This is a genomic window from Micromonospora sp. NPDC049203 (assembly GCF_043197215.1).
In the GTDB taxonomy this organism is placed as follows: domain Bacteria; phylum Actinomycetota; class Actinomycetes; order Mycobacteriales; family Micromonosporaceae; genus Micromonospora.
Map to the genome: position 1 here is coordinate 276,172 of NZ_JBICSV010000003.1, position 12,689 is coordinate 288,860.

Annotated in this window: 7 protein-coding genes; 4 read left to right on the forward strand and 3 right to left on the reverse strand. The window is 72.9% G+C overall.

Annotated features, from left to right (window positions below; translation table 11 throughout):
- Positions 1-10: 10 nt before the first annotated feature.
- Positions 11-457, reverse strand: coding sequence for a squamosa promoter-binding protein 15 (locus ACGFIA_RS10280; RefSeq protein ID WP_357469755.1), 447 nt, complete (start codon positions 455-457; stop codon positions 11-13).
- Between the two features lie 249 nt (positions 458-706).
- Between ACGFIA_RS10280 and ACGFIA_RS10285 the strand changes: the two genes are divergently transcribed.
- Both ACGFIA_RS10285 and ACGFIA_RS10290 read left to right on the forward strand, forming a co-directional pair.
- On the forward strand, positions 707-1,384 hold the full coding sequence (locus tag ACGFIA_RS10285) for a Crp/Fnr family transcriptional regulator (protein WP_357387496.1): 678 nt from the start codon (positions 707-709) through the stop codon (positions 1,382-1,384).
- Entirely contained in the window at positions 1,381-4,125 is a 2,745-nt protein-coding gene (locus tag ACGFIA_RS10290) for a CHAT domain-containing protein (RefSeq protein WP_393259528.1), read from the forward strand. Before ACGFIA_RS10285 ends, ACGFIA_RS10290 begins: the two co-directional genes overlap by 4 nt.
- Positions 4,126-4,128: 3 nt before the next feature.
- On the opposite strand, the gene ACGFIA_RS10295 is transcribed toward ACGFIA_RS10290, so the two are convergent.
- Together ACGFIA_RS10295 and ACGFIA_RS10300 are read right to left on the reverse strand one after the other, a co-directional pair.
- Positions 4,129-7,965: a CHAT domain-containing protein gene (locus ACGFIA_RS10295; RefSeq protein WP_393259530.1), complete on the reverse strand. Its 3,837-nt coding sequence runs from the start codon at positions 7,963-7,965 to the stop codon at positions 4,129-4,131.
- The gene (locus ACGFIA_RS10300; RefSeq protein WP_357469764.1) at positions 7,962-9,887 is read right to left on the reverse strand and encodes a caspase family protein; all 1,926 of its coding nucleotides are present in this window, start codon (positions 9,885-9,887) and stop codon (positions 7,962-7,964) included. The genes ACGFIA_RS10295 and ACGFIA_RS10300 overlap by 4 nt, the downstream gene beginning before the upstream one ends.
- Before the next feature lie 562 nt (positions 9,888-10,449).
- Between ACGFIA_RS10300 and ACGFIA_RS10305 the strand changes: the two genes are divergently transcribed.
- Both ACGFIA_RS10305 and ACGFIA_RS10310 read left to right on the forward strand, forming a co-directional pair.
- Entirely contained in the window at positions 10,450-10,914 is a 465-nt protein-coding gene (locus ACGFIA_RS10305; protein WP_357469770.1) for a hypothetical protein, read from the forward strand.
- Positions 10,911-12,689: a hypothetical protein gene (locus ACGFIA_RS10310; protein ID WP_357469773.1), complete on the forward strand. Its 1,779-nt coding sequence runs from the start codon at positions 10,911-10,913 to the stop codon at positions 12,687-12,689. Before ACGFIA_RS10305 ends, ACGFIA_RS10310 begins: the two co-directional genes overlap by 4 nt.

Sequence of the window (12,689 nt, forward strand, 5' to 3'; positions counted from 1 at the left end):
GAAGCCCAGGTCATCGGCCTGGGCTTCGCCGTTTCCCGAGGTCGGTCACGCCACCGGCGGGAGGCCAGAACCCGTCGTCGTCCTCGTCCGGCGACGAAGGGGCGTACTGGCGGAGAGCGCCGTCGCGGATCATCCAGACGCGGAAGAAGAACTGCTCCTGGTCCATCACGAAGAGCTGCACGGCGTTGGGGTTGTGCCAGGCCCCGGACCCGAAACGCGCCACGACAGCGGTGAGGTCGGCGTGGTTGAGTGCACCAGCGAACACCTGACATTCGGGGTTCTTGTGCCCGCCCCACTGGTTGTCCACGGCGGTGACGAGGCGCAGGCTACCGCAGCCGCCCGAACTCGTGCCCGGTTCACGACAGCGGCACTGGGTGTCGAGCCAGCCGATGAATGCCTCCGCGTTCCGGCGGTCGGTCAGGCCCACCGACAGCATCACGTTGGCGACCCAGCTCACCGGATCCTCCATTCGGTCCCGCCCACGCTTGACAGTCGACCTGGAGTCGGTAGCCGTGGCTCGCGGTCACTCCGCATCGCAGCCTACGGGCGTGTGCATCGACGACGACAGTATCGGCCGTCCGGCCCGCCGTACCCACGACTGAGACACCGGTGGATGTCGTTCGGCCGACCGATCAGCCCACAGCCCCTTTGTTTCCGGCCCTACCGTGCCATTGCGCCGTAGTGATGGACCGGTTCGAATGTCTTCATGTCTTCGTGGGCACCCGGCTCCTTTCTGGATCGGCTCGAGCCGGAGCTGCAGGGGAAACTGCTGGCCCTCGGCGTCACGCGCGACATCTCGTCGGGCCGGCGGATCTTCATCGAGGGCGGGCGGGACACCCACGTCGAGATCATCCAGCAGGGTGTCGCCAAGGTGACCATGTCGGTCGGTGGCACCGAGCAGCTGTTGGCCGTACGCCTCCCGGGTGACCTCGTGGGCGAGTTCGCCGCGCTCACCGACGGCCAGCGAACCGCGACCGTCACCGCCTGCGGGGAGGTCCGCGCCACCGTCATCCAGCAGGCTGCCTTCCGCGCCTTCCTGAGCCGGCATCTCGAGGTGGCGAACGAGGTGACAGCCACCGTCGGCCGGCGCCTGCACTGGGCCAACCTGCGTCGCGCCGACTTCAGCGCCTTCCCGGTGCCGGTCCGGCTCGCCCGGGTGCTGCTGGAGCTGGTCGAGGTGATCGGCGATCCGGTGGACGGTGGGGTGCGCATCGCTGTCGACCTGACCCACGCCGAACTCGCGACGCTCGTCGGCGCCGTCGACGACACCGTGCAGCGGACGCTGCGCGGGATGCGCGACGACGGCGTCATCCGGACCGGCTACCGCCGGATCACCGTCACCGACCCGGACCGGCTCCGCCGACGTGCCGAGGAGGCCCTGTGACGGCTACCACGAGCGTACGGTGGCACGATCCGGTCGCCGCGGTCGCGCATCTGCGGGTCGCCGCACCGGAGGACGTGACCGCCGCGCTGGAAGCGTTGTCCCGGTCGGAGCCTCCGCTGGGCAGCGCGGAACTGCTGGCCCGCGCCTACGCATGGCTGCGCCGCTACGAGGGGGACGGGGATGCGGCGACGTTGGCCCGCGCCCAAGCCGACTTCGCCGCCGCCGCGTACACCGGTCCGGAGCGCACTGTGGTCGGGCTGACCCTGGTCCTGTGTGCCCTGCGGGCCGCCCTGCGGGGCCAGGAGTTCCAGGCCGTCCGTGAGCGCGCCACCATCGACTCGATCGGCCTGGACGAGACGGCCGCGGCTCTGCTTCACGGCATGGTCGACACCGGCGCGGCGCTCACCGACGACGCCGACTTCGACACCGCCGCCGCGTTCGTCCGGGCCGACGAGCTGGTGGCCCGTGCGGCCGGGGGCCCGTTCGCGTGGGTCGCCGTGGCACTGCGAATGGCCCTGCTGACGAAGCGCGGGCAGGACCGGAGCTTCTACGCCGATGCCCGGCAGACCCGCGCTCAGGTGCGGGCCATGCTCGACGCCGGGGTGACAGGCGAACAACGGCAGTTCGCCGAGATCATCCTGGAGACCGTCGACGCACTCGGGTCCGGTCAGCGCGGCGAGACCGGGGACGTAATCGACTCCCTTCAGCGCCTGAATGGCCTGGTGGACCGGCTACCGGCGGCCGCGCCCAGCACCTCGACGCTGCGGCGGTACATCGCTGCCGGCGCGGTGCTCACGGGGGTGCCCGGAGCCGAGCAGGCACAGCGCCAAGCCGCCGATGACCCCGGCCTGTCGGCCGGCGAGCGGGCGCTCCACCTCATCGTGTCCGGCGTCGGCATCTGCCGTGAGGCAGTCGAACGAGGTGACGCCGACCGGTTGGCGCGCGGTGTGAACCAGTTGCGCCGAGCCTATGACGTGGCGCCCCCGGACTATCCGCACCGGCCGTTGATCGACGTCATGCTGGGCCGGTTCCTCTGTGTGCGTTACGAGCTCGGCGCCGGCCGGGAGGCGCTGGACGAGGCACTGCGCCGCCTCGGCAGGGCCCGTCGGGCGACCGGGGACGTGGCGCACCCGGTGTGGGCGTTCGCCGAGATGGCCTCGGCGCACGCGTACCGGCTGGCGGGCCGCCGCGCCGAGGGCCGGGAGGCCGGTAAACGCGCGCTGCGCGGCTACGCCTGGAGCGTGCTCCTGCAGGCCGGTACCGCCGACGCCGCAGCCGCCGCCAGGGATGTGGTGGACGACGCGACCGAGGTCGCCCGCTGGTGCCTCGCCGACGGCGACGCGGGCGGCGCGGTGGGCGCGCTCGACGCCGGGCGCTGCCTGATGCTGTACGCCGCGACGGTCACCATGGGGATCCCCGCCCGGCTGCACGCGCTCGGCCACGACGAGCTGGCCCGCCGCTGGCAGACCGGCAGTGACGACCCCGACGTACGGCGTGACGTGCTGGCCGCGCTCACCGGCGCACGGCTCAGCGACGTGCCGGTGCCGGACGTGCTGGACCCACCGTCGCTCGACCAGATCCGGACGGCGCTGCGGGCGATGCGCCACGACGCGCTCGTCTACCTGGTGCCCGGGCGCCTCGGGGTGCCCGGTGCGGCGGTGGTCCTGCCGAACGGCAGCGAGCCGTTCGCGCTGTCCCTGCCGTCACTGGTGCAGTCCGACGACGACCCGGTGCGGCGATACAGCCGCCTGCTGGCGGCCCGCGACGCGGGCGAGGTGGGCGGCGGGGACGGCGACGCCGAGACCGCCGATCCGGTCACCAGGTGGCGGGACTCCCTGGACCGGCTCGCGGGGTGGGCGTGGCGGGTGGCGATCGGCCCGCTGCTCGCGGAGACCGGGCGGTGGGGCCTGTCCCGGGCGCCGCGGCTGCTGCTCGTACCGATGGGCCGGCTCGCCGCCGTGCCCTGGCACGCCGCGCGCGACCACGACGGCTGGTACGCGGTGCAGCAGGCCGAGTTCTCCTACGCGCCCTCGGCCCGGCTGCTCTGCGAGAACGCCGACCGCACGCCGATCCCCCAGGACGGAAGTGGCCTGGTGGTCGGGGATCCCACCCACGACCTGCCGGATGCCCGGACCGAGGCGCTCGCCGTGCGGGCCGCGTTCTATCCGGACGCCGAGCTGCTCGTCGACGACGCGGACGACTCCGGGGCCTCGTCGGCGGCCACCCCCGAGGCGGTGCTCGCCTGGCTGCGCCGCGCCGGCCGGGCACGACCCATGCTGCATCTGGCCTGCCACGGCGCGGTGGGACAGGGCATCGACGGCTCGTACCTGCTGCTGGCCGGCCGGGCCCGGCTCACCGCACGGGACATCCTGGAGGGGCGCAAGGACGGGGCGATCGGTGTGGTGGCGCTCGCCGCCTGCACGACGAGCGTCCCCAGCGGAGCGTTCGACGAGGCGTTCAGCCTCTCCACCGCGTTCCTGGCGGCCGGCGCGCGGACCGTCTTCGGGTCGCTGTGGCAGGTGCCGAGCGACGCCACCTCGCTGCTGATGTTCATGGCCCACCACTACCTGCGGGCCGAGGGTCGCCGGCCGGCGGACGCGCTGAACCGGGCTCAGCGGTGGATGGTCGACCGTGAGCGCGCGGTTCCGGCGGACATGCCGGCGGCGCTGGCCCGCCGCGTGGCCGATCTCGACGGTGACGACCTGTCGACCTGGGCGGGGTTCCTGCACCTGGGCTGGTGACGCTCACCGTCCCGAGTGGGTGAAGGCGGCCCAGGACTCCGGCCTCGCCACGGAGTCGCCGGTGGTCTGCCGGCTCAGTTCCGCCGGCATGCCCGGCGGCGGCCGGCGCTGCGGGTCGAGCATCCACCGCTGGGCCCGGTGCAGCGCGTCGACCGGCTCGCACCCCTCGGTGTTGAGGAAGTGGTGGACCATGAACATCAGCAGCGAGGTCTCGGCGTCCGGCACCGCCCACAGCGATCCGAAGACGGTCCGCGCGCCCGCCGCCAGGAATGCGGTGGAGAGGCTGAACGCCTCGTCGTGGTCGGTGTGCGTGACGCCTGTGGTGCAGGCGGCCAGGAACACCCGCTCGATCGCCAGCTCGGCGAGACGGGACTCGTCGAGCAGCCGGCGGGCCGGCAGGACGCCACCGGCGAGCACGAGGTGCCCGTCCGCGGGCCGGTGCGGATCCACCCGGCCGTGGCAGGCGAGATGCAGCAGTGACGGGCCGGGCGCGGCCGACGACACCCAGGAGAGCACCCGGGCCGGTGTGGCGGTGCCCTCGGGGTCACCGGGGACGTCGCCGCCGAGGTGGGTGCCGTCCGGGTAGAAGGCGGCGTGCACGGCTCGTGCCTCGGCGGCGGCGAAACCGAGTTCACCTGTGGGGTCGCCGACGACCAGCGCGGAGCGTACCGGCCGGACCGGGAAGTGGGCGCTGGTGCAGAACATGCGGGCCGAGACCGCGTACGAGACGACCACATCCTCGATCGCGTAGTGCCGGGTGGTCCCGTCGCCACGGTAGGCGGCGTGCCAGGGCACTGTGGCCAGCAGGCCGAGCGGGATCAGGACGAGGCGTGCCGGCCGGTTCCCGCTACGCCACCGGTGGGCGTGGGCGACCAGCCGGCCCATCGCCGAGGACCAGGCCCAGGCGCAGATGTCGTCGATCGACATCGGTTCCGCCGACGGCTCGGCCGGCTGGGCGTCGCGGAACCGGCCGGTGTGCCGGCCGAAGCCGGCGGCCGCGTCGAGCCGCAGGTCGGGCAGGGCGAGGACGTCGACCTCGCCCTCGCGGGGTACGAGCACCGCCGCACCCGAAGCGTCCGCCGTGGTCGGTACCAGGTAGACGAGCGCGTCGGCCTCGACCGCGGCCAGGGCCGCCCGGATCTCGGCGGGCCGGGCGGGCTGGAGGATCCCGCTCCGGTCCTCCGCCAGGAGGGTCCTGAGCACCTGCGCCCGCAGGTCGTCCGGCACCTCGGCAAGCGAGGGGAGGGCGCCCAACGGCGTACCGGTGAGCCGGTCGTGTCCGTATCCGGCCGAATGCTGCCACCGCACGGCCAGGTCCTCGCGGCCGGCGGCGGCGAGCTGGTCGGCGATGAGCCGTGACGACATGGCGGCGTGCAGGACCAGCCCTCGGCCGGCGTCCAGCGCGGCGATCAGGTCGTCGTCGGCGGTGTCCTGACGGCACCAGGTGGCGACGGTGACCGCGTGACCCGCCGCGTCGCGGGCGGCCGTGAAGGCGTCGTCGGTTCCGGACTGCACGAGCACCTGCCCCAGGTCGCCACGAAGTGCGCTCAGTCCGGCTTCGCGTGAGTCGGCGTGGCGGGGGCCGCCGGGCAGGTTCGCGGTCCGCAGCGCGGAGGCGTACGTCATCAGGGTGTTCGACCAGCTGTAGTGGTCCGGGCCGCCGAGCAGGTCGATCGCACGGGCCAGGTGCCGCACCCCGCGCTCGGCCGCGGCGGTGTCGCCCGGGTCGATCTCGGCGACGCCGAGCTCGGCCCGACCGCCGAACACCGCCGCTCCCAGCTGACCGATGTGCTCCGGCGGGAGCAGCTCGATCAGCTTCCCGAGCTGCTCGGCGGCCGCGCGCAGGGCGGCGACGTCGCGGCGGGTGAGAGCCGACACGACGGCCGGCAGGAGCCGCAGCATCTGAATCGACTGCGTACGACTGTCCCCGTCCGCGACGACTCCGGGCGGCTCGATCGGTTCTCCGCCCGCGGCAGCTGACAGGTCGGCCAGGGCCTCGGCCATCGGCATCGCCAGACGGGCCCAGTACGGGAGTTCGGGATCCCGCAGCAGCCCGCGTAACTCGGCCGCCTCCGCCACCAACTCCTCGGGGTTCCGGCCGGGAATGCCCAGCTCGAACAACCGGGCGAGGAGGACGGATTCCCGGTCCGGCTCACCGTCGGGCGACCGGAGGGACCGGAGCTGCTCCCTGGCCGCCTGCAACGCGCGGAGGTCACCGGAGCGGGTGGAGACACCGTTCAGCATCAGGTGAAGCACCCCCAGCGCCCGGGATCGGACCTCGGGATGGGCGTCCGGGCGCGCAAGGCGCAGGGCGGCCTGGAACCCCTCCCCGTCCTCGTCCCACCGGCCCGGATGCCCGGCTTCCCGTGCGTAGGACACGACGCTCCGGCCGAGGTTGCGCAGGTCCACCAGCTCGGGCGGCAGGCCGTCCGTTCCCTCGGTGGCGTCCAGGAGGGCGACGATCCGGTCGGAGGGCAGCGCGCCGGGGTTCCAGGCGCAGATAGACACCTCGGCGAGGGCCAGACAAATGGCGAACGCGGCACGCGGTTGCGGCCCGGCGTGCCGGTCGACGACCGGCCATGCCCGCCGGGCCGCCTCCACCTCGCGGGACACCCGCGGACCGCTCGCCGGCACCCGGCCCGGTTCGCGGCGCCACTCGTCCGCCAGTTGACCGTCGCTGATGGCCAGCCGCAACATGTGCGCCCGCATCAGCGCGTCCGGGTCCGCCGGGCCGGCCGCCAGGACCTGGTCGATGCGGGCGCCGGCCCGTTCCAGGTCGGGCAGCGCGTGGCTGACCTGCCAGCGGGCGAAGAGGGCGCCGGCCAGTTCCTGTCCCCACTGGCCCGGAGCCAGCCCGTCTGCTTCCTCGACCAGCCGTACCGCCGCGTCCGCATCCGCCGCGGAGTCGTCTCGCACGGCGCGAAGGCGCAGCAACTCGCCACACGCCGCGCGGGTCGCCGCCGCCAGCTCGGCCGGCTGGTCGTCGGGGGCTCGGCGCAGGCACGCGATCGCCTCGTCGAGATCGGCCGCGTCGTCGCGGGCCTCCCACCGGCGCCGGTAGGCGTCCGCCAGGTCGACCAGCAGGTCGTAGTCCGCCGGGAGGGTGTCCGCCGCGCGGCGGCCCTCGGCGATCAGCCGGTCCAGGATCGCCGGGTCGCCCGCCAGCAGGAACTGCTCGATGCCTGCGCGGCAGAACATCCACGCGGCCAGCGGGTAGCCCGGTGTCTCGGTCGTGGCGTCGGGCAGCGCGGCGTCGAGCATCGAGATGCCCAGGCGCAACTGGTCGGTGTCGCCGAGTCGCTCCGCCAGGAGCAGGTGGAGCATGCCCGACTGGAGCGTGACGAAGGCGGCCGAATCCGTGCCGGCCACGTCCGGACGCAACTCGTCGACCGCCTCGGCGGCGTGGCGGATCTCCGCCGGTCCGCTGTCCGGGCGCAGGCGGCAGCTGTCCCAGTGGGCCTGCGCGAGATGCGCGGCGACCAGCGCGCGTTCCGGGCTGCCCGGCGCGGTCTCCGCCCGCAGCGGCTCCCACACCGCGATGGCCTGCTCGCTGTCGGCGGCGTCGTCGGTGAGCAGGCTCCTCCTGCCGTACGCCAGCCCGAGCTCGAATCTCCACTCGTCGGTGTCCGGATCGTCCGGGTGGTCTGCCAGCAGGCGGGTGAACAGGTCGACGACGGCGGTCAGGTCGGCCGGGTCCTCGTTGTCCTGGGCGCGCTGCGTGTACGTCTCGGCGAGGGCCACCGCCAGGTCGGCGCGGTCGGTGCCCTCGGCCCGATCGAACGCCTCGGTGAGCCAGGCGATCTGATAGTCGATCGATGGCTCGTCGAAGCCGGCGGTCACGGCCGGCCGTCCGGAACGACGGTCCGGATCGGAACCGTGACGGTGGCCCAGTCGTAGACGTCGTCGACGGCAACCGCGCTCGCGTCCCGGTGCACCGCAGCCCGCCCCAGCCGGTCGAGCACGCCGCGAAGCCCGATCGCGTCGCGTCGCGTCGAGAGCCCCGGTTCACCGAGCCGGGGCAGCTCGAACGGACGGGAGCTGAAGTGCTCCTCGGCGACGAACAGCTTCAACCAGTCCCGCACCGCCCGGCCCGGTGCCGGGGGCACATCCGGCGGGAGACCCATCTGGACCGGGCGGCCCTCCAGCGCTGCCGCGGCACGGCCGTGTTCGACGCGGCCACCGGGGAAGAGACCCGCCCACACCCGATAGCGGTCGGTGAGGTCCAGCAGGACGAGATGCAGCGGGCGGCCGGCGTGGTTGTGCAGCCGGATGAAGACGGTGGGCGGAACCCAGCCGTGGCCCGACAAGCGGTAGTTCAGCCGTACCGATCCGTCCGGACCGGGCCGGATCGGCGGGCGGTCGAGCGGCGCCCGGCGCTCGCCCGGCCGCGCCTCCACGATCTCCACCACCACCCGGGACGCGAGCGCGGAGAGCGGGTTGTCGAGTGCCTTGACCTGCCGCCAGCGGGCGATGTGTTCCAGCGTCTCGACGACGCGGCCGACGGCGGCCGGGCCGCCGGCGATCTCCGGCGCGACAGGTGTGGTGTCCGTGCCGAGGATCCGGATCCGGCCGCCGGCGTCGGCTCGTACCCGAAGCTCGGGCACCTCGGCGACGGCAAGCCGTACGTGTGGGGACGGCGCCATCGCCTCGGTCACCGCGCGGACCAACGGCTCGTCGCCGTCGACCGCGACGGTGGTGGCCGGCAACGGCATGCTCGCCAGCACCACCGGGTACTGCTTCTCCTCGTCGGGTTCCCAGCCGGCCGGCTCGACCAGGCTGCGCTCGGTGCGTACCGAGACGACCCGGGCCTCCCGCCGTACCGGCTCGCCCGCGACGGCGACACGCACCCCGTCACCGGTGCCCGGAGGCAGGCCGTGACAGGTGCCGGCGTCGATCTCCCAGGCGCCGCGCAGGTGGCGCATCACCACACCGGCGCCGCCCACGGCGAGGGGACCACCCAGGAACGGCCGGTCGCCGGGCCCGGGCACCTGGGGAAAGAGCTCCGGAACCTGGTTCGGGACCACGTCCTCGACCAGGCAACGGGCCCGGGTCAGCAGGTCCCGGCTGGTGGCGTGCAGTCCGAGCCGCGCCAGAGCGCGCAACAGCGCCCAGGTGAAGACACCGTGGGTGAGGCCGTTCAGCGGCAACTCCTGGGCGAGCTCGAACGAGCGGCAGGCGGCCAGGGCGACGTACTCCGCGTCGGCCGCGAGCGGCGCGGCAGCCACCAGGGCCGCCATGTCGGGTACGTCGTGGCGCGCGGGAGCGTACCGGGCGCGTGCCTCCTGCTCCGGTACCTCGTTGCGGGCCGCGCCGCCGGCGTAGCAGCAGTCGAGCACCGCCACCGTGTGCGCGCCCGTGGCCGCCACCTCGCCGAGCAGCACGGCGAGTTCCTTGTCGTACAGGTCGGGTGTGCCGTGCTCCCGGCTGTCCGCGCAGATCAGGGTCTGCACCATGCCGGTCGGTTCGAGATACCACAGGCCGGGCGGGGCGGGTGCCTGTGAGCCGTGCCCGGCGAACCAGAAGAGCGCCGTGTCGCCCGGCCCGGCAAGGCCGAGGTGCATCCGGATGCCGTCGATGACCGCCGCCCGGGTGGCGTCGCCGTCGAGCAGCGTGCGGATCGCTGGCGGCGTGCCCTTGACCTGGGCGGTCAGCAGGTCCCGGGCGGCCGTAACATCGGCCCGGCAGCCCCGGAGCGGACTGACCGCCCGGTAGGCGTCGACACCTACCAGCAGCGCGTACACGGTCATCGTGCCGCCCACCACCGGTCGCACCCGGGCAGGCCCCGTTCCGGCAGGTCGTGTCCGACATCCGACTCGGTCACCTGAGCGGTGTCCCCCGCCATTGCCGCGACGAGCGGGAATGCGATGAACGATTCGCCGGCAGACAACGGCGCGGTCGCATGCGTTCGCGTGCCGGTGATGGCCACGGCCCCTCCAGGTCAGGGGTGAAAAGGCGCGCTAAACCGCGCCGGAAATGGGCTCGGGAATCGATGAGGCTGCGCAAGTCTGCCACGCCCGGGAAATGCCGACAAGGATCAGACGGCCGCCCTCCGGCCGGGCAGGAGTGTCCATCATCGACTGTTGCCGCACCTGGATCCCGGCTTAATCCGGGATCCGCCAGCAGGAACGTGGCAGGTTCGACGTGGGGCCGGGCACCGGTAGTCCTGTCAATCGGACCGGTCGTCCAACCGTCCCCACCGATCATGCGAGGGTGGTCCATTCATCTGGATCAGCGAAGGTGGCGCGATGGGCCTTGCGATCCGTATCGATACGACGAAGTCTGGCGTACACGTTCCGAATTGGAAGAATCCGAGGTCCAGGAATAATGGAATCCGCACACCGGCGTCGGGTCGAGGCGCCGTTGAACGCGAAGCTCGACGTCACCGGACTCGGTCGTCAACGACAGACCACCAGCCGGGACACGCGCAAGCGGCGGCACGCCGGCCTCTTCGAAGCGGTCCGGCGCCTCGACGGTCACCTCGACGCCGGCGCGCGGGCCGAACTGGCCAAGTGGGTGCGTGACGAGTACGAGCGCGAGTTCGGCGACGTGCCGCTCGGCTTCGTCGCCACCTGCTATCTGGGTCCGCCGTACGTCGACCACCGGCTGGACCTGTTCCACTCCATCGTCGAGCACTACGCCCCGGGCGACGTGATGCCGGAGCCGTTCGCGCAGGCGCGGATGCTCGCCCGGACCGGCGCGTACGCGTACATCGAGGTCTACGCCAGCGGCACCCTGCATCCCGTACTGCCCGACGGCTCCGTCGTCGGCGGATCGGAAGGACGATCGTGAGCACGAACGACCTGGCCCTGTCCCGCCAGTTGAGCCGCCTCGAGAACCTGACGGTGCAACTCAACACCCGCATCGACCTGGTCAGCGGCCAGGTGGCCAGCGTGGGACAGCGTGCCGACGAGACACACAACGAGCTGGCCCGGCTCATCGCGGACTTCCAGCGATTCGTGCTGGAGGCGCGGAAGGCCGACAACCTCCAGAACGCGCTGACCAACAAGGGCACCATCGAGAGCCGGCTCGAGTATCAGTTCGGCCACCACAAGGTGGTCCGCCGCTCGGCGGTCGGTGTGCTCCAGGGCTTCGACGTCGGCCTGCTCTCCGAGGAGACCGTCCGCTCGGTCAGCGAGCAGCTCATGATCCAGAATCCCCGGTACTGGCTGGCTCCGGCCCTGGTCGCGCTGGGTGCGTGGGCCGGCGACGAGCCGGATCTGTGCGACCGGGCGATCCAGGAGGCGTTCCGGCGCTCAGCCGGGCGTACGTCGCTGTTCATGGCGCTCGTCCTGCGCCGGCAGGGCCGGCGGGAGAGCTCGGTGCGCTGGCTGCGGCAGTACCTCGCCGCGCAGGACCCGACCAGGCTGGGCCGGCACTTCGCGGTGGTGCTTGAGTGCGTCGCGCAGGGGGCGTTCGGGCCGGCCGGCCTTGAGATGGTGCAGGAGCGGCTGGAGGCCTGGCAGGCGCAGCTTCTCGACGACGACGCGATGCGGCGGGCCCAGGTGGACCGGTGGCGTGCCGAGGTCGAGCGGCACGTGGCGGCACCCACGCCGGAGCGGTTCCCTCGCCTCGCCGCGCTCTCGCCGCAGTTCCCGGCGATGGCCGAGGCGCTGGCCCGGGCCGACGCGCACCAGAACCTGATCACGAAGTACGCGGCGCTGGCGGCGGAGGAGCCCGTGGTGGCCGGTCAGCTGGAGGACGCCGTCGACGACATCCTCGACCAGCTGGTGAACGAGTACGACGACGAGGAACTGCCGCTGCGCCGGGATTACGCGCTGAACGAGGCGATCATCCGGCACCAGGGTGACCTGGCCGCCGCGCAGCAGGATGTGCCGGCCGACCTCGCGGCCCTGGAGACCACGCTGGACTACCTGACCATCCAGTCCGAGTCGGCGCTCAACCCGGCCGGCATCGGCGTCTCCCGATCGACGCAGCGGATGGCGGTGGCGTTCTGCCACGACTGGTTCGCCACGGCGCACGCCGAGTTCAGCATGAGCTACCGGCAGGGCCTGCCGGCCAACGTCGAAGCGGTGTTCCAGAGCACCCACAACCCAGGCGCACGCGTCTTCCAGTTACCCCGCTGGGTCGGCTCGTTCACCAGGCCGCTTCCCGAGCTGGAGCAGTCGCTCGCCCAGCACTGGGACCGCACCTCCCAGCCGTACCTGGCCAGTCTCGGGTTCGACTGGATGAAGCAGTCGATCATTCCCGGGATCGTCAGCGCCGCCGTGCTCGTCGTGTTCACGCTCTGCCTGCAGGCCGCCGGCATCCTGTTCGGTCTGGCCACCGCGGGCATCTGGTTCCTGGTGCTCTACGTGCGATCGCAGACGGCCGCGACCCGGCAGCAGGAGGCGGCCCGGTTCATCGCCAAGGCCAAGCACGACTCGATCCTGCAACTGCGTGCCGCGAGCGCGGAGGTGACCGACTGGTCGACCGCGTTCCGTGCCGCCGACAGCAAGGAACCAGCGGTACGCGCGCTCATCGAGGACCTGTCCCGGTCGGGCGCCGCCGCGTCCCCCTTCGAACGCCGGGTGGCCGGCGAAGCAGATGCCACCGGAGGAGCCTGA

Coding starts and splice junctions, on each gene's coding strand:
- ACGFIA_RS10305 (WP_357469770.1), top strand. CDS start 10,450: ATGGAATCCGCACACCGGCGTCGGGTCGAGGCGCCGTTGAACGCGAAG.
- ACGFIA_RS10285 (WP_357387496.1), top strand. CDS start 707: ATGTCTTCGTGGGCACCCGGCTCCTTTCTGGATCGGCTCGAGCCGGAG.